Origin of the sequence: Exiguobacterium sp. s193 (genome assembly GCF_018618755.1) — a bacterium.
Classification (GTDB): domain Bacteria; phylum Bacillota; class Bacilli; order Exiguobacteriales; family Exiguobacteriaceae; genus Exiguobacterium_A.
In genome coordinates this window covers 60,214-81,197 of the sequence record NZ_JACSMR010000004.1, presented here as the reverse complement: position 1 = coordinate 81,197, position 20,984 = coordinate 60,214, and the positions used below count along the sequence as shown (strand labels likewise).

The 20,984-nt window shown below is 52.0% G+C and carries 20 protein-coding genes; 13 read left to right on the top strand and 7 right to left on the bottom strand.

What is annotated here, in order from left to right; all coding sequences use genetic code 11:
- Positions 1-9 precede the first annotated feature (9 nt).
- From KNQ04_RS07670 to KNQ04_RS07650, 5 genes are read left to right on the top strand one after another with little or no spacing between them, the layout of a single operon-like run.
- Positions 10-2,142 carry an alpha-galactosidase gene (locus KNQ04_RS07670; RefSeq protein WP_214848959.1) on the top strand — a complete coding sequence of 711 codons (2,133 nt, stop codon included), beginning with the start codon at positions 10-12 and terminating at the stop codon, positions 2,140-2,142.
- Positions 2,139-3,311, top strand: a complete 1,173-nt coding sequence (locus KNQ04_RS07665) for a galactokinase (RefSeq protein ID WP_214848957.1) — start codon at positions 2,139-2,141, stop codon at positions 3,309-3,311. The genes KNQ04_RS07670 and KNQ04_RS07665 overlap by 4 nt, the downstream gene beginning before the upstream one ends.
- A gap of 1 nt (position 3,312) precedes the next feature.
- Complete coding sequence (gene galE / locus KNQ04_RS07660) at positions 3,313-4,305, top strand: UDP-glucose 4-epimerase GalE (RefSeq protein ID WP_214848955.1); 993 nt, start codon at positions 3,313-3,315, stop codon at positions 4,303-4,305.
- Positions 4,306-4,336: 31 nt separating this feature from the next.
- A complete protein-coding gene (gene galT / locus KNQ04_RS07655) occupies positions 4,337-5,833 on the top strand; it encodes a UDP-glucose--hexose-1-phosphate uridylyltransferase (protein ID WP_214848952.1) in 1,497 nt (498 codons plus the stop codon).
- Positions 5,830-6,852 (top strand): aldose epimerase family protein, encoded by a 1,023-nt coding sequence (locus tag KNQ04_RS07650; protein ID WP_214848949.1) that lies wholly within the window; start codon positions 5,830-5,832, stop codon positions 6,850-6,852. The genes galT and KNQ04_RS07650 overlap by 4 nt, the downstream gene beginning before the upstream one ends.
- A 383-nt stretch (positions 6,853-7,235) precedes the next feature.
- Here KNQ04_RS07650 and KNQ04_RS07645 read toward each other — a convergent pair whose 3' ends face one another.
- The 7 genes from KNQ04_RS07645 to KNQ04_RS07615 are packed head-to-tail and all read right to left on the bottom strand — an operon-like array spanning position 7,236 to position 14,061.
- A complete protein-coding gene (locus KNQ04_RS07645) occupies positions 7,236-7,751 on the bottom strand; it encodes a methylated-DNA--[protein]-cysteine S-methyltransferase (RefSeq protein ID WP_214848946.1) in 516 nt (171 codons plus the stop codon).
- Between the two features lie 33 nt (positions 7,752-7,784).
- Complete coding sequence (locus KNQ04_RS07640; RefSeq protein WP_214848944.1) at positions 7,785-9,188, bottom strand: dihydrolipoyl dehydrogenase family protein; 1,404 nt, start codon at positions 9,186-9,188, stop codon at positions 7,785-7,787.
- Entirely contained in the window at positions 9,189-10,394 is a 1,206-nt protein-coding gene (locus KNQ04_RS07635; RefSeq protein WP_214848941.1) for a dihydrolipoamide acetyltransferase family protein, read from the bottom strand. It lies immediately after the preceding gene.
- A 12-nt stretch (positions 10,395-10,406) separates the two neighbouring features.
- Positions 10,407-11,405, bottom strand: a complete 999-nt coding sequence (locus tag KNQ04_RS07630) for an alpha-ketoacid dehydrogenase subunit beta (RefSeq protein ID WP_214848938.1) — start codon at positions 11,403-11,405, stop codon at positions 10,407-10,409.
- 1 nt (position 11,406) lies between these two features.
- Positions 11,407-12,459: a pyruvate dehydrogenase (acetyl-transferring) E1 component subunit alpha gene (gene pdhA / locus KNQ04_RS07625; protein ID WP_214848935.1), complete on the bottom strand. Its 1,053-nt coding sequence runs from the start codon at positions 12,457-12,459 to the stop codon at positions 11,407-11,409.
- Positions 12,460-12,473: 14 nt separating this feature from the next.
- Complete coding sequence (locus KNQ04_RS07620) at positions 12,474-13,619, bottom strand: Leu/Phe/Val dehydrogenase (RefSeq protein ID WP_214848933.1); 1,146 nt, start codon at positions 13,617-13,619, stop codon at positions 12,474-12,476.
- 46 nt (positions 13,620-13,665) lie between these two features.
- On the bottom strand, positions 13,666-14,061 hold the full coding sequence (locus tag KNQ04_RS07615) for a thioesterase family protein (RefSeq protein WP_214848931.1): 396 nt from the start codon (positions 14,059-14,061) through the stop codon (positions 13,666-13,668).
- A 333-nt stretch (positions 14,062-14,394) separates the two neighbouring features.
- On the opposite strand from KNQ04_RS07615, the gene KNQ04_RS07610 reads away from it, so the two are divergent.
- From KNQ04_RS07610 to KNQ04_RS07575, 8 genes are read left to right on the top strand one after another with little or no spacing between them, the layout of a single operon-like run.
- The gene (locus tag KNQ04_RS07610) at positions 14,395-15,696 is read left to right on the top strand and encodes a phenylacetate--CoA ligase family protein (protein ID WP_214848929.1); all 1,302 of its coding nucleotides are present in this window, start codon (positions 14,395-14,397) and stop codon (positions 15,694-15,696) included.
- A gap of 20 nt (positions 15,697-15,716) precedes the next feature.
- Positions 15,717-16,688: a 1,2-phenylacetyl-CoA epoxidase subunit PaaA gene (gene paaA / locus KNQ04_RS07605; protein WP_214848921.1), complete on the top strand. Its 972-nt coding sequence runs from the start codon at positions 15,717-15,719 to the stop codon at positions 16,686-16,688.
- 13 nt (positions 16,689-16,701) lie between these two features.
- Entirely contained in the window at positions 16,702-17,046 is a 345-nt protein-coding gene (gene paaB / locus KNQ04_RS07600; protein ID WP_029332538.1) for a 1,2-phenylacetyl-CoA epoxidase subunit PaaB, read from the top strand.
- Positions 17,043-17,828 carry a 1,2-phenylacetyl-CoA epoxidase subunit PaaC gene (paaC, locus tag KNQ04_RS07595; protein WP_214848911.1) on the top strand — a complete coding sequence of 262 codons (786 nt, stop codon included), beginning with the start codon at positions 17,043-17,045 and terminating at the stop codon, positions 17,826-17,828. Before paaB ends, paaC begins: the two co-directional genes overlap by 4 nt.
- 13 nt (positions 17,829-17,841) lie before the next feature.
- Positions 17,842-18,339 carry a 1,2-phenylacetyl-CoA epoxidase subunit PaaD gene (paaD, locus tag KNQ04_RS07590; protein WP_214848908.1) on the top strand — a complete coding sequence of 166 codons (498 nt, stop codon included), beginning with the start codon at positions 17,842-17,844 and terminating at the stop codon, positions 18,337-18,339.
- A 15-nt stretch (positions 18,340-18,354) separates the two neighbouring features.
- Positions 18,355-18,678 (top strand): EthD family reductase, encoded by a 324-nt coding sequence (locus KNQ04_RS07585; protein WP_214767211.1) that lies wholly within the window; start codon positions 18,355-18,357, stop codon positions 18,676-18,678.
- A complete protein-coding gene (locus tag KNQ04_RS07580; RefSeq protein WP_214848900.1) occupies positions 18,656-19,432 on the top strand; it encodes an enoyl-CoA hydratase/isomerase family protein in 777 nt (258 codons plus the stop codon). The genes KNQ04_RS07585 and KNQ04_RS07580 overlap by 23 nt, the downstream gene beginning before the upstream one ends.
- Before the next feature lie 16 nt (positions 19,433-19,448).
- Complete coding sequence (locus KNQ04_RS07575; RefSeq protein ID WP_214848898.1) at positions 19,449-20,957, top strand: aldehyde dehydrogenase family protein; 1,509 nt, start codon at positions 19,449-19,451, stop codon at positions 20,955-20,957.
- Positions 20,958-20,984: the final 27 nt, after the last annotated feature.

The window sequence follows — 20,984 nt, the reverse complement described above, 5'->3', positions numbered from 1 at the left end:
AGGTAGACCATGGCAATCTTTGAAGTATCGAAACACCGGTTCGTAATCGAGGGACAAGCTGTCGCACACGTCGTGACGGTCGGGGCGAACGGAAAAATCGTCCATACGTATTTTGGCGCACGACTTCCTTTTCAGGCAGATTATGCCGCATTGCCGAGTGCCGTCCTCGCCCATAGCTCATTCGAATCACCGGACGGCGTCGCGACGTACGACTTCATCCCGTTCGGCGAGATGGTCTATACGGAACCGACGTTAAAATCAGAACGGACAGACGGAGCGCGAATCAGCCAGTTTTCATTCGAACAAGCAGAGCTGTCGGATACAGTCCTCACCTTATGGCTTCACGATCCGCTCCAAGACCTCCGTGTTGGAGTACGGTATGAACTTTTTGCGGCATATGATACGATTGGCCGCTCGCTGATCGTCGAAAACGTGGGGCAGCTGCCTGTCCGCTTGACGACAGCACATTCTTTTGCGATGGGGCTCTTGAATCGCCCGACATTGAACTTCCATCACTACGCAGGAACATGGACGGGTGAATTCCAAAAGCAAATCAGTCCATTGACGACAGGACGGAAAACGGTTGAAAGCCGTCGTGGTGTGACAAGTCATCAAGCCAATCCTTGGTTTGCGCTTGAGCATGATGCAACAGAGACGACGGGCGAAGTCATATATGGTCACTTGGCCTACTCGGGAAACTGGGCGATTCATGCCGAACAAGATGCGTTCGGGTTCGTTCAACTATCCGGAGGGATGAACAGCTTTGACTTCAGCTGGACACTTGACCCTGACCAACGTCTGACGACGCCGGTCTTTTATATCGGCTACGTACCGGACGGTTTTTCCGGGATGAGCGCACGAGCACATGATTTTCAGCGTCACGTCATCATGCCGGCATCTGACCGTGACAACGTTCGGCCGGTCCTCTATAACTCGTGGGAAGCGACATATTTTGACGTGACGGAACAGGGGCAAAGGGCACTCGTCGATCAAGCAGCGGACATCGGTTGCGAACTATTCGTCGTCGATGACGGCTGGTTTGGAGAACGTCACTCTGATCAGGCTGGTCTCGGGGACTGGATCGTCAACAAGAAAAAGTTTCCGAACGGTTTGACGCCACTGATTGATTATGTGAAGGCGAAAAATATGCAGTTCGGGCTTTGGGTCGAGCCGGAGATGGTCAATCCGGATTCGGATTTATACCGTTCAAAACCGGACTGGATTTATCATGCCCCGGACGCTGTCCGGACGACATCAAGAAACCAGTTCGTCTTGAACCTTGGTTTACCGGAAGTCGAACGGTTTGTTTATGACATGATGGATGAATTATTGACGACACACGAAATCGACTACATCAAGTGGGACATGAACCGGGCGTTCTCTGAGCCGGGTGTCCCGTCACAAACGCCGGCTGCACAACAAGAACTTTGGAAACGTCATGTCGATGCTTTGTACCGGATCTTCGACGAACTCCGGGTCGAGCATCCGGCGGTCGACTTTGAAGCATGTGCCGGTGGGGGAGGTCGGATTGACCTCGGGATTTTAGAACGGACGGAACAAGTCTGGACGAGTGACAACACAGACCCGCTCGACCGCTTGACGATTCAACATGATTTTTCGTTTGCCTATAATGCAAAAATGATGAGTTGCTGGGTGACGGACGGCCCGAACTGGCTGAACGGACGGAACTTACCGCTCGCGACACGGTTCGTCTCTTCGATGCAAGGGACGCTTGGCATCGGTGGAAACTTAAGCGAATGGACGACGAGTGAACTGGCGGAAGCAAAAGGATGGATCGAAACATACAAGACGATTCGACGGACGGTCCAGCATGGACGTCAATACCGTCTCAGTGCATTCTCACAAACGACAGCGAGCATCATGCAGTATACGTCTGAAGACGAGACGGTCATTCTGGCAGTCGCACCGATGCGTAAACATGGCATCCATCAGTATTCCTTTAAGCTGACAGGATTAGAGGCAAGTAGATTGTATCAAGTAGAAGATCGCCAAGTGAGCGGTGCTTACTTGATGAATCAAGGATTACGTTTTGCCTACTCGACGGACTATGAAGCACGTTGCTTACGGATTCAACCGATTCACCAATTGAGACAAATTGAGCAAAAGGAGCCGATCGCATGACTGACCAGACGTTAGAACAAATCTTTGAAGAAACGTTCGGTGCAGAAGCGACTCATCGTTTTTTTGCACCGGGCCGTATCAATTTGATCGGAGAACACACGGACTATAACGGCGGTCATGTGTTTCCGTGTGCTTTAACACTTGGGACACATGCGATCGCACGAAAACGCGACGATGCGACTTGTCGCTTCTACTCACTTAATTTCGAGTCGGACGGCATCATCGAAGTCGGATTAGACGATTTGGTCTACCGGGTGCAGGACGGCTGGACGAATTATGCAAAAGGGATGGTGCATGTCCTACGTGAAGCCGGACACGACTTTACGTCAGGCTTTGATGTCTTGATTAAAGGGGATATTCCGAACGGGGCAGGCTTGTCTTCGTCCGCTTCACTGGAACTCGTCATCGGTGTCATGCTCGAGCGTCTCTATGACTTATCGCTCGACCGGGTCGAACTCGTGAAATTCGGTCAACAAGTCGAAAATCATTACATCGGTGTCAACAGCGGCATCATGGATCAGTTTGCAATCGGGATGGGGAAGGCAGGATCAGGATTACTCCTTGACTGCCAGACGCTTGACTACACCTATGCTCCGCTCGATTTGACGGGGTACACGATCATCATCATGAACACAAATAAGCGGCGTGAACTCGCCGATTCGAAATACAACGAGCGGCGTGCAGAGTGCGAACAGGCCCTTGAACAGTTACAGAAAATTCGTCCGTATGCAACGCTCGGAGATTGGTCGATGGCAGAATTCGAAACCGTCACGCTTGAAGACGAACACTTGATGCGCCGGGCAAGACATGCGATTTCTGAAAATGAACGGACGTTACAGGCACTTGCTGCCTTACAGGCGGAGCGGCTCGAAGAATTTGGTCAATTGATGAATGCGTCGCACCGGTCACTCCAACACGATTATGAAGTGACGGGGCGTGAACTGGATACATTGGTGAAAGCGGCTTGGTCCCAACCCGGTGTCCTCGGGGCACGGATGACAGGTGCGGGTTTTGGCGGCTGTGCGATCGCGATCGTCGAGACGTCAACTGTCGAGCGGTTCATCGAAGCAGTCGGACAGCAGTATGAAAATAATATTGGATACCCGGCAACGTTCTACACGGCGACGGTCGGGGACGGGGCACGCGAAATTGAACGGGAGGTCATCTAATATGGCAGTACTAGTTGTTGGTGGAGCCGGCTACATCGGTTCTCACGCCGTCTATCAGTTGATTGATGCCGGAAAAGATGTCGTCGTCATCGATCATTTGCAAGCCGGTCACAAAGCAGCAGTCCATCCGCAAGCCCGATTGTACGAAGGGGATATCCGCGACCGGTCGTTCCTCGACCGTGTCTTTACGGAAGAGACGATGGAACAGGTCGTTCACTTCGCCGCCTTTTCGTTAGTCGGGGAGTCGATGGAACAGCCGTTAAAGTATTTCAATAATAACGTCTACGGAACAGAAGTCTTACTTGAAGCAATGGTCGCGCATGACATCAAACAAATCGTGTTCTCCTCGACGGCTGCGACCTACGGCGAACAAGAAACGATGCCGATTCTCGAGACGGCACGGACGAACCCGACCAATACGTATGGCGAAACGAAGTTGATGATGGAGAAGATGATGAAATGGTGCGAACAAGCACACGGTCTCCGTTACGTCGCACTACGTTATTTCAACGTCGCCGGTGCACGGGCGACGGGAGAAATCGGGGAAGACCATACACCCGAGACTCATCTTGTTCCACTTGTCCTTGAAGTCGCAAACAGCCAGCGTCCCGTCATTGCAATTTATGGGGACGACTACGCGACGCCAGACGGGACCTGCATCCGGGATTACATTCACGTCGAAGATTTGATTGAAGCCCATGTCCTCGCACTCGATTACTTGCGACAAGGACATGCGAGTGACGTCTTTAACCTCGGCTCGAGTCACGGGTTTTCCGTCCGCGAAATCATTGAGGCGGCGCGCCGGGTGACAAAACATCCGATTCCGGAGCAAGTCGTCGCTAGACGTGCCGGTGACCCGAGTACGTTAATCGCAGGATCAGAAAAAGCAAAACGTGTTCTCGGCTGGTCCCCGAGCCGGACGGATATCGACCAAATCATTCACGATGCCTGGAACTGGCACGAACGCCGTCCGAACGGCTATCAGACAACATAAGAGAGAGAATGGATTGAGGAGAGTGAAGGCGATGAATGAAGACATCAAACGATTGATGGAGCAAGCGATTGCTGAGCAGTTGATTGACGCTGAAGATGAAGTATACGCCCGGAACCGGATTCTAGCTTTGCTCGGTCAAACCGAGTATACCAATCCGGGTCCCGTCAGTCCGAAAGCGATTCCGGAGATTCTGGATTCACTTGTCGAAGCGATGATTGCGTCCGGACGGCTTGCAGCACGTCTCGACGAAAAAGAGCGCCTGGCGGCTGAATTGATGGATGTGTTCGTCGATCGTCCTTCAACGATTACGAAAACATTCAACCAGCTGTATGAAGAAGATCCGATTCGGGCGACCGATTACTTTTATCAACTCAGTCAGGCGAGTAACTATATTCAAACGACACGAATCGCAAAAAATATCCAGTACAAAGCAGCGACGGCGTATGGAGAAATCGACATTACGATCAACTTGTCGAAACCAGAAAAAGATCCACGTGAAATCGCGGCCGCCCGGACAGAACCCGTCTCAGCATCGACCTATCCGACGTGTTTGCTTTGTGTCGAGAACGTCGGATATGCCGGACGCAGCAACCATCCGGCTCGGGCGAACCACCGGATTGTTCCGTTGACGCTCCAAGGTGAGGATTGGGCATTACAGTATTCGCCCTACGTCTATTACAACGAGCACAGTATCATTTTGTCGCAGACGCATCGCGATATGGTAATCAACCGCGCCGCCTTTGAACGATTACTTGAGTTCGTCGATCAATTCCCGCATTATTTTGCAGGGTCAAATGCTGATTTACCAATCGTCGGCGGTTCGATTTTGACGCATGACCACTATCAAGGCGGGCGTTATGAGTTCGCGATGGACCGGGCAACGATTCAAAGCCGGTTCGACTTGCCGCAACAACCGGATGTCACTGGGCAAACCTTACACTGGCCGCTCAGCGTCATCCGCTTGAGCAGTAAGGATCGTCAGCAGTTACTTGCTGCTGCCGATGAGGTCTATACGACGTGGTTGACCTACAGTGATGTCAATCAAGACATCATCGCGATGACGGACGGCGTCCGCCATAACACGGTGACACCAATCGCCCGGATGCGAAACGGCAACTATGAACTCGATCTCGTCTTACGAAACAATCGGACGTCTGATGAACATCCGGATGGTATTTTCCATACGCACGCCGACATTCATCACATCAAGCGGGAAAACATCGGTTTGATTGAAGTGATGGGACTCGCCGTCCTGCCGGCCCGGTTGCTCGAAGAACTAAAACAAGTCGAACAGTTCATCGTCGGCGAAACAACGGACGTCCTACCGTCACACCGGGCTTGGGCAGAAGAGTTGAAGCAACAGTACACCGGTCAACCGGTCACATCTTACGTCGAACAAGCCGTGGCCGAGAAATTCGTCCGTGGACTCGAAGACTGTGGTGTCTTCAAACAGACGGAGGCAGGTCAAGCAGGACTTGCCAAGTTCTTGCAGACAGTGACACGTCAAGTGGCAGGTGACCGGCGATGATGCACGAGACACATCCAACAGAAGAAGCACGGCTCGTCCGGCATCGCTTGATGCAACCGGACATGGAAGTCGAGATTTGGAATTACGGTGGCATCATCAACGACGTCCGGGTCAAAGATCGCACGGGCAAGCTGGAGAGTGTCGTGCTTGGATTCGATACACTCGCTGCATATAAAAAACATTCGCCATATTTCGGAGCAATCGTCGGTCGGGTCGCAGGACGGATTGGGCAAGCTTGCTTTTCGATTGCTGAACAAACTTATCACCTTGCGGCAAATGACGGAACGAATCACTTACATGGCGGCACGCACGGCTTCGATCAAGTATTCTTTGATATCATCGAAGCAACAGAACAACTGTTGCACTTACGGACGCTCAGTCCGGATGGTTGCGAAGGATATCCCGGGGACGTGACGGTGGATGTCATCTACCGGCTAAACGGGACGGCATTGACGTTGTCGATTGAAGCAACGACGGATCAGACGACACCACTGAACGTGACGAATCATACGTACTGGAACCTGTCCGGTAACTTACAACGCGATATTCTGGATCATCAGTTGACGTTACCGAGTTCGACCTATCTACCGGTCGGGCCCGACCTGCTACCGACGGGGGAATTTCGTCCGGTCGATGGAACGGTCCTTGATTTCCGGAACGGGCGGTCGATTCGCAGTGGCGCTGAATCGGAAAGTGAGGAGACGGTCAATGCCGGGAATGGTTATGATCATCCGTTCGTCTTAGACGAAGGGAGAGCGCAACTCATTGATCCAGTATCAGGACGAACGTTACAGGTGACGACGAATCAGCCGGTCGTCGTCTTATATACGGGAACACAACTCTTGACCGACTATACGGTTCGCGGTGTCCCGTCCCGTCCGTCGCTCGGTCTTTGTCTTGAGACACAATTCCATCCGAATGCTGTCAATGAATCACGTTTTCCATCGATTTTTGTCGAACCGGGTGCGACGTACCAGTGGGAGACGACGTATCGGTTTGGGGTTAGTGATGTAAACTGATTCCATAGGGGTGACGTCCCTCGTTTGAGTCATCCGCTGTTCATCTTTATATTCTTTTGATGAACATGCTGAAGCAGGTATCATCCGTTGATTCTCATGCGAGACGGAGACTCCTGCGGGAACAGCGGAATAGGTGAGACCCCCGAGGAACGTAGTGACAAGGAGGCTCGCCTTCCGCCCGTGGAAAACGAAGTCTCGCATGAAAAGCAACAACCGCGTTGATCTTCAGCTTGTCTTGCTCTCGATGACTCATGCCTCAACCGAGAAACACATATGAACAAAAGGCTGATTGTTCATCAACCACGACGTAATGAACGCCGTGTCTACGATAAAACCCGAGCGTTCCGTTTCTTGTTAGAAAACGGAGTCGCTCGGGTTTTCGATTACATCGTATTCGGACGGACTTCTTGCTCTAAGGCAAGCAAGCGGCGTTTCATGTTCAATCCACCCCAGTAGCCAATCAAATCACCATTCTTGCCGACGATCCGGTGACAGGGGATGACTAACAGCAACCGATTTTTCCCGATTGCCGTTCCGACTGCCCGGATGGCGCGAGGGCGTGCGACGGCCGCTGCCACCTCTGAATACGTTGCCGTATTCCCATATGGAACAGCTTGTAAGGCTTGCCAGACATCGAGCTGGAATGGTGTCCCAATCGGGTGAAGCGGCAGTGTAAAGGTCGTCCGCTCTCCCTGCAAATAACCGAGCAGTTGCTCCCGATGCGGATTGATTCTTGAATCGTCAATTAAGACTTCAGCCCGTGGGAGATGCTTTCGTTTCCAGTCCTCAAAGAGTTCGGACGGTTCGTCAAACGCACCGACATAACAGAGACCATTCGACGTCGCGGCAATCGGAAAGCAATGGTGCTCCCATTCGAGTTTCGTGAAGTAAAGTTCCATCGGGCGTTGCTCCTTCAAAAACAAGTAGTATGGTTACGTGTTCGAGAAGACGGCTTGCTGACGCGGGGGAAGGTGGATTGCTTGCCCGACCAGTGCTTCGAGTGCTTCCGTCAACGCTTCGTTGCGACTCGGGTGTGCTTGGACCGGAAAACGTAAATCCTCTTGTTTTGCGGCCATTTCCAGTGCAAGCGCAAACGTACCGGCGAGTTCCAGGGCACCGTCCCCAATCATATGAATGCCTAAAATCAGTGATGTCTTCGCGTCCGAGATGACCTTGATGAAGCCACTGCCCGCATCGATGCTACTTGCCCCGTTTGCCGTCAATGGGAACTGTCCGACTTGCACCGTGTGACCGGCGTCAGTCGCCGCTTGTTCCGTCAGACCGATTGCGGCAATTGGTGGAAGTGCCCGGATGATTGTCGGGAAGTAAGGAATCGTCGTATCAGGTGAGGCGCCACCGAGATGTTCCGCCGTCCGTTTTGCTTCATGGATGGCTCGCGTCGCGAGTTGTGGACCAGGTGTTACGTCACCAATCGCATAAATATGGGGGAAGTTTGTTCGGCCAAGCGCATCTACGACAAGTGTTGCATCCTCGTTTAACGTCAAACCAAGCCGGTCGACACCTAAATCAAGTGTATTCGCTACGCGTGGCAACGAGTGGAAGAGGTAACTGGCCTGGACGGTTTTTTCTTGTTCTGCCTTTACGATTGTGACGTCGACATGAGTATCCGTCGGTGCAATTGTTGTCACGGTGCCGCTGACAAGTGTGATTTTTTGTTTTTTGAACGTACGCTTCAATTCTTTTTCGAGACTTGTGTCGAGCTCGAAGCCGTCAGCAATCAACGTCACGTCTGTCCCGAGCGCTTGAAAACTCATCGCCGCTTCAATCGCGATGTAATCGTTCCCGAGGATGATCAGGCTACCCGGTAACTCTTGTAATTGATACAGTTGTTCCGCGTTCAAGAGAACGGATGATTCTTCTCGGATGGAGTGGCTGCCTGTTGCGATCACGATATCTTGAAAACGATACGTATCGAACTGATGTCCTTGTTCGACACCGATCCGGTCGTCTGAGAGGAAGGACGCAGACCCGGTCACGTATTCAATATCATTTGCTTTACAAAGCGCTTCGACGCCTTGGCGCAGCTTCGTCACGACTTGATCCCGGTAGTTTGCTAACTGGCCGAAATCATGTGTCGTTTCGATGGAAAAGCCGAGTGCCGTCAAGTGTGAGAGACGTGTCCGCTCCTGCGCAGCATGCGCCAATACTTTCGACGGAATACATCCGACGTTCAAGCATGTTCCGCCAAGACGTTCCCGTTCAATCAATGTGACGTCGCGTCCAAGCTGTTTCGCCCGAATCGCAGCTGTGTAACCAGCCGGTCCACCTCCGAGAATGAGGAGGTCACGCTCTTGTGTCAGTTCTCCTACGACCATTTAAATCAACTCCATTAATAAAGTAGTCGGTTGTTCAATCAGACCGGCGAAGCGATTCGTGAAGGCGACGGCCGTCGCTCCGTCCGCGACGCGGTGATCAAACGACATCGAGACGTTCATCATCGAGCGGACGACGATTTGATCGTTTTCATCGACGCAAGCCCGTTTTTTTGTTTTATGAAAAGCGATTAGGGCCGTCTCCGGGTAGTTGATGATGGGCGTCGCACCGGTACTGCCAAGCGGTCCGACGTTACTCATCGTGAACGTGCTCGCTTTTAGGTCGCTTGCCCGCAACTCGTTTGTTTTCGCCCGTGTGTGCAGTCCGGCGAGTTGTTCATGTAACAGGCGGAGTGAGAGCTGGTCGGCTTGACGGACGACAGGGACGATTAAGCCATCTTCCGTTTCCGTCGCGATTCCGATATGGTACTCCTGCTCTAAAATGATTTGATCATGGGCTTCATCCAGTTTGGCGTTGAAGACCGGGAAGTCTTTTAAGGCAACGACAAGTGCTTTGACGAAGAAGGCGTTGACACTAATCGGTGTCCCGTTCGCTTTTAGTTCTGCCCGCAGTGCAAGGAGACGTGTCATGTCGATTTCTTCAAAGTGCGTGACATGAGGAATCGTAAAGAGCGATTGTGTCATCTTCTTCGCAATCTGTTTGCGAATCCCGCGAAACGGTAACGTCGTCGGAGTAGCTGACGGTGTTACCGTTTCAGGAGTTGTGACGGCTTCAGTTCGGACAGGTGATGCTGGTTCTCGACGGGCGACGAACTGCAAAACATCCTCTTCCGAAACGCGTCCGGATGGGTCCGATGCGGGTACTTCTTCGATATCAATTCCGTGATCGCGCGCGATTTTTCGTGTGTATGGTGTCGCGAGGACACGGCGCGTCTGTACGGCAAGTGGTGTTCGCGTGTTCACGACAGGACGCGATGGCTCGGTGACGGTTTCACGTGTTACCGCTTCCTCGTCACCGGACTCAATCAAGAGTAACGTCGTCCCGACTGTGACGGTCTGTCCAACCGGAATTAAGATGTCCTTGATGACGCCGGAAATCGGTGCCGGTAGTTCAGCGACCATCTTATCGGTCGACACTTCGACAACCGGTTGATCAAGCGTCACATGATCACCGATTTTGACGAGATAATGGGCGATTTCGCCTTCCGTCATGCCTTCTCCGACATCATGTAGTTTCACTTCAGTCATAAACTCAGCTCCTTAGAAGTCGACCGTCCGCGTAATCGCTTCAAGTACGCGGGCGGGTGTCGGAATATAGTGATCCTCTAGTGCGAACAACGGGACGGGAACATCAAATCCGGTCACGCGGGCAATCGGTGCCCGTAAGTAGAGGAAGGATGTGTCATTAATCAAAGCAATCAAGTCTGTCCCGAGACCACCCATCGCATGGGCCTCATGGACGATGACGGCCCGTCCAGTCTTTTGGACGGAGGCGGCGATTGTCTCTTGGTCGAGCGGATAGAGTGTCCGCAGGTCGAGCACTTCACAAGAAAGACCTTGTTTTTCTGCCTGTGCGGCTGCTTTTTGAGCGACTTGTACCATGCCCCCCCAAGCAATCAACGTGACATCTGTTCCTTCCGAGACGATGTGCGCTTTACCGATTTCAATCGTATAGGCTTCGTTTGGAACGGGTTCCTTGAAAGCGCGATAGCTCCGCATCGATTCGAGGAACAGAACGGGATCGGGGTCATCGATTGCAGCAAGTAACAGTCCTTTGGCATCGTAAGGCGTCGCAGGGCAGACGACCTTGAGTCCTGGCATCGAGGTGAATAAACTTTCCGTGCTGTCCGAATGGATTTCCGGGGCGCGGATTCCGGCACCATACGGCGCACGAATGACCATCGGTACGCTGTAGCGTCCCATCGTCCGCATCCGAATGCGCGAGACGTGGGTCATGATTTGTTCATAAGCCGGATAAATGAATCCGAGAAATTGAATTTCGACGATCGGTTTAAAGCCATTGACGGCAAGTCCGACCGAGGTCCCGACAATCCCCGCTTCACTGAGTGGGGTGTCGATGACACGGTCTTCGCCGAATTCAGCTTGCAGTCCGTCCGTTGCCCGGAAGACACCGCCGTTTTTCCCGACATCTTCGCCGAGGACAAGCGTCGTGTCGTCAGTCGCTAATTTAATTCGTAATGCATCCGTGACGGCTTGGATGAGTGTCATATCGGTTTGCTGATTGATTGGTGTCGCCATGTTAGTTCCCCCTCGCAGTCAGGTAATCGGCTTTTTGACGCGCGACGTCTGCTGGCAACGTCGCATAGGTATGATCGAAGAGGTCATCAATCGCCGGTGGCTTGAAGGCTTCCATCGCTTTGACGGCCTCCTCGACCTCCATTTGATGGCGTGTCCGGATTGCATCGATTTCCGTGTCTTCGTAAAACCCTTGCGTGCGCATGAACTGTTCGAGGCGCTCGAGCGGATCGACACGGTCGCGCGACCGTTCTTGATCGCGGTACTTCGACGGGTCGTCCGCTGTCGTATGGGCACCGAACCGCCATGTGACGGCCTCGATCAATGTCGGTCCCTGACCGTTCCGTGCGCGGGCGACAGCGTCTTGCATCGTGAAGTAGACGGCAAAGGCATCGTTTCCATCAATCCGGACGCTTGGCATGCCGTAAGCGAGTGCTTTTTGGGCGATGGTCTCCGAGTGCATCTGCTTCTGGATCGGGACGGAAATCGCATAGCCGTTATTTTGGTTGAACAAGATGACTGGTGCCTGGAAGACACTGGCGAAGTTCATCCCCTCATGGAAGTCACCTTCAGATGTCGCCCCGTCTCCGAAATAGGCAACGGAGACGGCAGACGTTCCTTTTCGTTTTTCCGCCCATGCGGCACCGACCGCGTGGGGGATTTGTGTGGCAATCGGAACGGCAGGCGGGAAGATATGCAAGTCGTCCGTCGGGACACACCCCTCGACCCGTCCATTCCAGTAAAGGAGTGTCCGTACCATATCGGCACCGAACGTCAACGTCGCCCCGTGATCACGGTACGTCGGAAAAATCCAGTCCGTATCGTTTAACGCCAGGGCACTGCCGACTTGAGCCGCTTCCTGTCCTTCAAACGGGGCATAGGTTCCGAGCCGCCCTTGGCGTTGCAAGTTGATCGCTTTTCGGTCGAATGTCCGAATTCGGTTCATGTGCGTGAATAACTGTAACGCTAATTCTTTCGTCAAAGCGTCTCGTTTCGTCTCGTCGACGATTTGACCGGCATCGTCGATGATGCGTTGAATCGGGAATTGTGATTCCATCTCGTCCACCTCCATCAAGATTGATTGCGAATGTTCCACTTCGGTTTTGTTGTATTCGTGAAGATATTATTGTGGCGGGCGCGGACGTGAATCCGTTTGTCACACATCCGGTTTGCGGCTTCGAGTGTCGTGATTGACTCGGCACGTGATTGTCCGAATACTTCCAGGACGGCATCGTAAATGTGACGTGTTTTCAGGAGGACCCGTTCATGGTTGGCTCCGTACAGTTCATCTGCGACTTGAATCAGACCACCGCCATTGACGATGTAATCAGGGGCATAAAGGATACCGCGGTGCATCAATGCTTCAGCGAGCGAATCGTCTGCGAGCTGATTGTTGGCTGAACCGCAGATTGCCTTACATGGAAGACTTGTGATGTTATCCGCACGGATGACGCCACCGTAGGCACAAGGGACGAAGACATCGGCATCCGTCAGGTGAATCTCGTGTGGGGCAACGACATGAACCGTTCCCGGTGTCATCTCGGCTTCTTTGACGATCGAGGCGAGTGCTACTTCGTTAATGTCCGAGACATACAGATTGGCACCAGAATGTAAAAGTTGCTCTGCGACCTTGTAGCCGACTTTTCCAAGTCCTTGGACGGCGTAAGAGGCACGACTCAAGTCGTCCGATCCGAACAAGCTCTCAATCGTTGCACGTAATCCATTGATGACACCTTCAGCAGTTGGAATCGACGAATCACCACTCCCGCCAAAGGCTTCCGGGATGCCGACGATCCGTGAGGTTTCGCGACTCGCATGGACGAAGTCGTCCATCGTCGTCCCCATGTCTGTCCCTGTATAAAAACGTCCGCCTAACGAATCGACGAACCGTCCGAACGCACGAAACATTTCCGGTGTTTTGTCCGTTGCCGGATTACCGATGATGACAGCTTTCCCTCCGCCGAAATCGACGTCGGCAGCGGCGCATTTATAGGTCATGCCACGCGATAGACGTAAGACATCGTCCAGTGCCTCATCGACGGTCGCATACGGTGCCATGCGACAACCGCCGAGTGCCGGACCAAGTGTCGTATCGTGAATCGCGATGATGGCTTGAAGTCCCGAAATCGGATCGTTACAAAAGACGACCTGTTCGTGTCCTGCGATTTTTTCCATGATTGATAAGGATGTGTTTGTAGATGGATTGATCATGTTCATGTCAAAGCCTCCTTGGATTTCTAAGTAAGCGCTTTCATTTTTTAGTTTAAACAACGTGTGTCGTCAACTTTTCTTCAATCAATCGTTTATCCAAAATGATTTGTGTGACTTCGCCGACGCCGATCAACCCGTGTTCGTTCGTGACGTCGATTTTTGTCCGGACGCGGTTGTCCCGCAGTTCCGTCACCGTCGCTATGATAGTGACGTTCGACCCGAGCGGTGCCATATTCAGATGTTTTACGTTGACTGCTCCCCCGACGCCTTCTTCGGACGATTCCAGATAAGGGAGGATGATTTTGCGGGCGGCCCACTCCATATGATAGACCATCGACACGGTGGAGTAGGCGGGATGGACGACGGTTCCTTCGAACTGTGCGAACATCTCTTCCGTGACGGTCGTTTTGACACATGCCGTCTGACCAAGGGCTAAACCAGGTTTCATAGAATCCTCCTTTACCTTCAAAACATGTCTGTTTCTCTCCAGGTGGTCTTACCAAAAATAGTATAACACTTGTCACACGATATTTTATCAATCAGTTACAAAATGAGCAAACCATTTCAGAAATTTTTTCCAAACATTAGTATGTTATGCCGTTTTATGACGCGTAAAAGACCTCAAATCCAAAAAAAGACGAAGAACCGATTGGATGACGAAAGATATGGTAGCTTTTAACAAAATGAATCATTGACAACATTGTGAACGTATCGTAGGTTTAACATATAACTGAATTTAAACGAGCGTATTTTTAATGTATAATGAATAAGGAGGTGCGCGATGTTTTATGATGAGGCACTTGAGACGATGACGCATGAAACACGACAACAACTGCAACTCAATCGTTTACGTGAAACCGTCCGGTATGCGATGGAACGTGTTCCATTTTATCGGAAACGTTTTGAGGAAGCCGGGCTTGATGCTGTTGCCTTTGACCAGCTGGAAGATATTCAAAAACTTCCGTTCACCCGAAAAAGTGATTTACGTGAGAACTATCCGTTCGGGCTGTTTGCCGTCAAACAAGAAGAGGTGGCGCGAATTCATGCCTCGTCCGGAACGAGCGGCAAAGCGACGGTCGTTGGGTACACGAAGGAAGATTTGGACGACTGGGCAGGTGCCGTCGCACGTGGTCTCGTCATGGCAGGTGCAAAACGGACGGATTTGTTGCATAACGCGTATGGTTATGGACTGTTCACGGGTGGTCTCGGTTTACATGCCGGAGCAGAAAAACTCGGAATGACGGTCGTTCCTGTATCCGGCGGGAATACGGATCGGCAAATCACATTGATCGAAGACTTCAAACCGGCAGGGATTTGCGGGACACCTTCTTATGTGCTGCGCCTCGCAGAACGGATGGAAGAGCGGGGAATCAATCCTCGGACAACGGGCTTACGTTATGGAATTTTCGGAGCTGAACCGTGGTCGGAAGAAATGCGTCGGACGCTCGAGAAAAAATTGAATATTACGGCACTTGATATTTACGGACTGAGCGAAATCATGGGTCCGGGCGTCGCAATCGAATGTCCAGCGCAACAGGGATTACACATCATGGATGACTTGTTCATCACGGAAGTCATTGATCCGAGCACGGGGGAACCGTTACCAGAAGGGATGGTCGGGGAACTCGTTTTTACAAGTTTAAAAAAGAAAGCGCTTCCAATTATTCGCTACCGGACGGGGGACCTTGCTTCGATTACACGTGAAACATGCGCTTGCGGTCGAACGACGACCCGGATGTCCCGGATTACAGGACGGACGGACGACATGATGATCATCCGCGGTGTCAACGTCTTCCCGTCGGAGATTGAACGTGTCCTATTGAAACAAGATGGTGTCACGCCACATTATCAAATTCATCTCGTCAAACGACATGGACTTGATGCGATCGAGTTACACGTCGAGCTCGAAGAACAGACGCAGCAAGAAGCAGTCATGCGGACCGTCTGTGAAGCCATCAAATCAGAATGCCTGATTTCGATTGAGATGATCTGTCACCCGCAGTATGGCGTCACCCGTTCAGAAGGGAAAGCAGAGCGGATTATCGATCGTCGGACCGAAACGTCGGATAAAGAACCTGTTTAAGACAAGAGGAGGAACTCAATATGTACGATGCAACACACTTGTTCGAACCGGAAGTCATGACGGAAGAGGAAAAGCTCGCCCGGTTCACGGAACGAATCGAGAACGGTGAAAAGATTGAAGCGGATGACTGGATGCCTGCTTTTTACCGCGATACGTTAATCAAATTGATTTCGATGCACGGAATCAGTGAAATCATGGGCGCCTTACCAGAGAAGGAGTGGGTCCCGAAAGCCCCGTCCCTACGGCGAAAACTTGGGATCATGGCGAAAGTCCAGGATGAAATGGGGCACGGACAACTGTTGCTTCGCGTCGTCGAGGATTTGATGAAACCGTACGAGAAAACGCGCGGTGATTTGATGGATGACCTGTTTACGGGACGTCTGAAGTTTCACAACGTCTTCCACATGCCGACCCGTACGTGGGCAGATGCCGGAACGATCGGTTGGCTCGTTGATGGGGCGGCAATCATCACCCAGACGAACATGTTAGGGGCGTCATACGGTCCGTATGCCCGTGCCTTACAACGGATTTGTGCGGAAGAAGTGTTCCATGCCCAGCATGGTGAATCAATCATCATGGCACTTGCTGAAGGGACACCCGAACAAAAAGCGATGATTCAGGAATCCCTGGACGAATGGTGGGAGTCGCTCTTGATGTTCTTCGGCCCCGCGACAAAAGAAACGACCGGGACATCAAAACAAGACATCACGATCGCCTATAAGATTCGGACGAAGACAAACGAAGAACTCCGCCAAAATTTCTTTACGAAGTATGTCCCACGGATTCAATCGCTTGGACTGGTCATTCCGGATCCGACCCTCCGTTTTGACGAAGAATCGGGACAATGGATTTATGCCCAGCCCGATTGGTCGGAGTTTAAGAAAATCATTCAAGGCGGGGGACCACGTTCGAAGGAGCGTCTCGCCTTACGCCGGACGTCTTATCAAAATAACGCATGGGTCCGTGAAGCGTTGGCCGAGACGATGGCATGAGGGAGGAAACGACATGACGGAAACATTTTATCAAGAGTTCGAAGTGTTTAGTAAGCGGACGCCGAACGCCGCGTTCACGCATCAATTCAGCTTGCTTGCACCAAACAAGGAGATGGCTTTACTGATGGCGCAAGAAAACTTCATGCGTCGCGAACCGGTCGTCGACATTTGGGTCGTCAAACGGACGGACGTCCGCGGCTTGACTCCGGACGAAAAGCAGATGTTGACGCGACTCGATAACAAGGATTACCGGACGACGAAAGGGTACGGCTACTTGAAGAAAAAGTGGCGCCATTATGAACAGCAGATGCTCGACGAAAAAGAAATCATGTCTTGGCAAGGAGGTGACTCGAAATGACGGAGCAAGAACGGACAGCGCTCGCAGCGTTACTGTATCAGTTAGCGGATGACGATTTTCTTTATGCGTTCCGCGGCTCGGAATGGCTTGGTCTGGCACCGCATATCGAAGAAGATGTCGCGTCCTCATCCATTGCCCAGGATTCGATGGGACACGCGGCGATGTATTATCAATTGCTCGAAGAGTTAGGGGAAGGGAAGGCGGACGCATTGGCACACGTCCGGCTGGCGCATGAACGAAAAAATTCGATTCTCGTCGAACGGGTCAACGGTCCCGGATACTATATGGAGACACCGGAATATGACTGGGCGTATGCCGTCGTCCGGAACTACTGTTACACGCTGGCGAAAAAAATCCGCATCGATGCCTTAAAAAACAGCAGCTATGCCCCACTCGCAGTAGCCGCCGTCAAAATCAATATGGAGTTGTACTATCACCTGCTCCACTGGCAAACGTGGTTCACGCAACTGTATCAAGCGACTCCGACGGCACGCCAAAAGATGGATGCGGCACTTGAACAAGTGTTGGCGGACTTCGGTGACATGTTTGATTACGGGGAGCACGGTGACGTGATCGAAGAGATGCGATTGATTGAAGGACAAGGCATCTTACTTGATCGGTGGTATCAGACATTGACGCCGACACTTGTCGAGTTGGATGTCACGTTACCCGAGATGCGGATGTCGTCAAATGGGCGAAATGGTGAGCATTCGGCTGACTTAAACGATGCCTTGTCGACGCTTGGAGAAGTTTATTTGATTGACCAGTCCGCCGTATGGTGAGGAGGGATGCGTCATGACGACGCTTGCGTTACAACAAGAAATCCAGGCCGCGCTCGATACCGTCAAAGATCCGGAAATCGATGCCGTCAGCATTCTTGATCTCGGGATGTTTGACACGATGGAATTGACGGAATCTGCAGGCGGCTACGCGCTTCGGGTGACGTTACTTCCGACATTCCTCGGGTGTCCGGCACTCGACATCATCAAAAAAAATACGATTGCGGCGCTCGAGCAAATTACGGCGTTACAAACAATCGATGTCGTCTTCATCTTTGACCCGCCGTGGACGTCGGACCGGATTACCGAGCGAGGTATCGAGGGACTGAAGTCATTCGGGATTGCCCCACCACGCGTCGTCGACGGATCGTGGGAAATTGATTGTCCGTACTGTGGTTCGACGTTCGTATCGATTGAAAACCTCTTTGGTCCGACGGCATGTCGCAGCATTCTGTACTGTAAAACGTGTAAAAATCCATTCGAGGCGATGAAACCCGTCTCTACTCTCATGTGAAGGAAGGTAATTGATATGGTAAAACTAATCGCGCTTTATAAACACCCGGAGAACAAGGAACAGTTTGACGAGCACTACTTCAATGTTCATGGTCCGATCACGGCTAAAATTCCCGGCCTACAAGAGATGACCGTGACGAAAATCGTCGGTTCACCGATGGGTGGCGAAGGAAAATATTATTTGATGTGTGAAATGGTCTATGAAAGTCACGAGTCGATGCAAGCCGGCATGCGGTCACTTGAAGGAAAAGCATCGGGTAAGGACTTGATGAGCTTCGCAGGGGACCTCGTCACATTGATGATTGGTGAAGAAGTCCATGCCGATGCCACAGTACGTTAAGACGGCGATTGATGGAGCGGTCGGACGCATCACTCTCAATCGACCGGAGCGTTATAACGCCCTCAACCGGGCGATGATTCGTGAAATCGTCGAAGCGATGGAGCAGTTCGACCGCGACGAAACAATTGGTGCCATCGTATTGAGTGGCGCCGGAAAATCATTTTCTGCCGGGGCAGACATCGACGAGATGCTGGAGGCAACACCGATTACGATGGAACTTCTGGACCCTTTCGCCGATTGGGACCGCATCAGCCGAGTGAAGAAGCCGCTGCTCGCTGCCGTTCACGGCTATGTCCTCGGCGGAGGATTCGAACTGGCACTTGCTTGCGATTTAATTTATGCAACAGATACGACACGGTTCGGTTTCCCGGAAGTGAATCTTGGTGTCATGCCGGGAGCAGGCGGAACACAGCGATTGACAAAACGGATCGGTCGGACACGTGCCCTCGAATGGTTATGGACGGGGGAGCAGATGACAGCAGATCAAGCGGAGCGTTTTGGTCTCGTCAACCGACTCGTCGAAGCCGATCAACTCGAAGCGACAGTCCTGACCGTTGCCCACCGGATTGCGGCGCAACCGAAGATGTCGGTCCGTTTGATTAAGGATGCCGTCGATAAAGCTGGCGATTTGTCGATTCAGGACGGAATGGAACACGAACGGCGAAATTTCTACTTGTTATTTGCGACAGACGATCAGACAGAAGGCATGCAAGCCTTTCTCGAAAAACGTCAACCTATATTCAAAGGAAACTAAAAAGGGAGTGGATGTCATGTCAACGGTACACGAAAAAACAATCGAAATGAAACGGTCGGTCTATCACCTCGTCATCAATGGGGAGCAAGTCGAAGGCGCGACAGGCGAGACGTTTAAAACCTATAACCCGGCGACCGGCGAAGTCTTGGCAGAAGTGGCGAAAGCATCAAAAGAAGATGCTGACCGTGCCGTCAAAGCAGCACGTGATGCGTTTGACCATGGCAAGTGGAAGATGTGGCCAGTTGGTCGTCGTGCGCAAATCCTGAACAAAATCGCAAGCATCATGCGGTCGCGCTTCAATGAAATCGTGGAACTCGAGATTCTCGATACCGGGAAATCGTTAGCGGCCGCGCAAGGACAAGTCACGCAAGCAATCGAAGATTTCGAATTTTATGCCGGGGCAATCGTCGGTCACCGCGGTGTCGTCAATAACGTACCGGGACAATTCCATAACTACACAGAAAAAGAAGCAGTCGGTGTCTGTGCCCAAATCATTCCATGGAACTATCCGTTGATGATGGCTGCCTGGAAAGTCGCACCAGCCATCGCAGTCGGTTGTTCCGTCGTCGTCAAACCAGCGACGCTGACACCACTGACAGCGATCATCCTCGGTGAGATTTGCCTGGAAGCCGGTGTTCCGGCGGGCGTCGTCAATGTCATTCCAGGATCAGGACGCGAAATCGGGAACCATCTCGTCGAGCATCCGCACGTCGATAAAGTAGCCTTCACCGGTTCGACGCCGGTCGGAAAAGACATCATGGGTCGGGCATCGGAGACACTGAAGCGTGTCACGCTCGAGCTCGGTGGTAAGTCACCGAACATCGTTTTTGAAGATGCGGATATCACAGCTGCTGTCGACGGCTCATTGTTCGGCATTTTCTATAACAGTGGTCAGTCATGTGAGGCACGGTCACGTCTGTACGTTCACGAGGATATTTACGACGCGTTCATGGAGCAATTCGTCGCAAAAACAAAACAACTCATTCTCGGCAATCCATTTGATAAAGGGACACACGTCGGAGCCGTCATCGACCAACAACAACTCGATGTCATCGATGGATACGTCCAGTCAGCGAAAGCAGACGGAGCGACAATCGTCACAGGAGGTCACGCTTCAGCACCAGAAGGATACGAAAAAGGATTTTGGTACGCACCGACGATCATCACGGACGTCACGCATGACATGAAAGCGGTCAATGAAGAGATCTTCGGACCAGTCGTCGTCGTCATGCCATTCAAAGATGAAAAAGAAGCGGTCCGTCTCGCGAACGATACCGAGTTCGGACTCGGTTCAGCGGTCTGGACGAAGGACGGGGCACGGGCGACACGGGTCGCAAACCAAATCAAAGCCGGGATCGTCATGGTTAACTGTCCGTTCTCCGCGTTCCCTGGGACGCCGTTCGGTGGCTACAAACAATCCGGTTTTGGTCGTGAACTTTGTATCGAAACGCTCGATTTATATACGGAAACGAAAAGTATCTTATCGTATTACGGCAGCCGTCCGCTTAATCCGTTTGGACTGTAAACACCAACGTGCGGACGCGAGTCCGCA

Excerpts from the sequence above, each read along its gene's own strand:
- KNQ04_RS07670 (WP_214848959.1), top strand. The coding sequence starts at position 10 with ATGGCAATCTTTGAAGTATCGAAACACCGGTTCGTAATCGAGGGACAA.
- KNQ04_RS07665 (WP_214848957.1), top strand. The coding sequence starts at position 2,139 with ATGACTGACCAGACGTTAGAACAAATCTTTGAAGAAACGTTCGGTGCA.
- galE (WP_214848955.1), top strand. The coding sequence starts at position 3,313 with ATGGCAGTACTAGTTGTTGGTGGAGCCGGCTACATCGGTTCTCACGCC.
- galT (WP_214848952.1), top strand. The coding sequence starts at position 4,337 with ATGAATGAAGACATCAAACGATTGATGGAGCAAGCGATTGCTGAGCAG.
- KNQ04_RS07650 (WP_214848949.1), top strand. The coding sequence starts at position 5,830 with ATGATGCACGAGACACATCCAACAGAAGAAGCACGGCTCGTCCGGCAT.
- KNQ04_RS07645 (WP_214848946.1), bottom strand. The coding sequence starts at position 7,751 with ATGGAACTTTACTTCACGAAACTCGAATGGGAGCACCATTGCTTTCCG.
- KNQ04_RS07640 (WP_214848944.1), bottom strand. The coding sequence starts at position 9,188 with ATGGTCGTAGGAGAACTGACACAAGAGCGTGACCTCCTCATTCTCGGA.
- KNQ04_RS07635 (WP_214848941.1), bottom strand. The coding sequence starts at position 10,394 with ATGACTGAAGTGAAACTACATGATGTCGGAGAAGGCATGACGGAAGGC.
- KNQ04_RS07630 (WP_214848938.1), bottom strand. The coding sequence starts at position 11,405 with ATGGCGACACCAATCAATCAGCAAACCGATATGACACTCATCCAAGCC.
- pdhA (WP_214848935.1), bottom strand. The coding sequence starts at position 12,459 with ATGGAATCACAATTCCCGATTCAACGCATCATCGACGATGCCGGTCAA.
- KNQ04_RS07620 (WP_214848933.1), bottom strand. The coding sequence starts at position 13,619 with ATGAACATGATCAATCCATCTACAAACACATCCTTATCAATCATGGAA.
- KNQ04_RS07615 (WP_214848931.1), bottom strand. The coding sequence starts at position 14,061 with ATGAAACCTGGTTTAGCCCTTGGTCAGACGGCATGTGTCAAAACGACC.
- KNQ04_RS07610 (WP_214848929.1), top strand. The coding sequence starts at position 14,395 with ATGTTTTATGATGAGGCACTTGAGACGATGACGCATGAAACACGACAA.
- paaA (WP_214848921.1), top strand. The coding sequence starts at position 15,717 with ATGTACGATGCAACACACTTGTTCGAACCGGAAGTCATGACGGAAGAG.
- paaB (WP_029332538.1), top strand. The coding sequence starts at position 16,702 with ATGACGGAAACATTTTATCAAGAGTTCGAAGTGTTTAGTAAGCGGACG.
- paaC (WP_214848911.1), top strand. The coding sequence starts at position 17,043 with ATGACGGAGCAAGAACGGACAGCGCTCGCAGCGTTACTGTATCAGTTA.
- paaD (WP_214848908.1), top strand. The coding sequence starts at position 17,842 with ATGACGACGCTTGCGTTACAACAAGAAATCCAGGCCGCGCTCGATACC.
- KNQ04_RS07585 (WP_214767211.1), top strand. The coding sequence starts at position 18,355 with ATGGTAAAACTAATCGCGCTTTATAAACACCCGGAGAACAAGGAACAG.
- KNQ04_RS07580 (WP_214848900.1), top strand. The coding sequence starts at position 18,656 with ATGCCGATGCCACAGTACGTTAAGACGGCGATTGATGGAGCGGTCGGA.
- KNQ04_RS07575 (WP_214848898.1), top strand. The coding sequence starts at position 19,449 with ATGTCAACGGTACACGAAAAAACAATCGAAATGAAACGGTCGGTCTAT.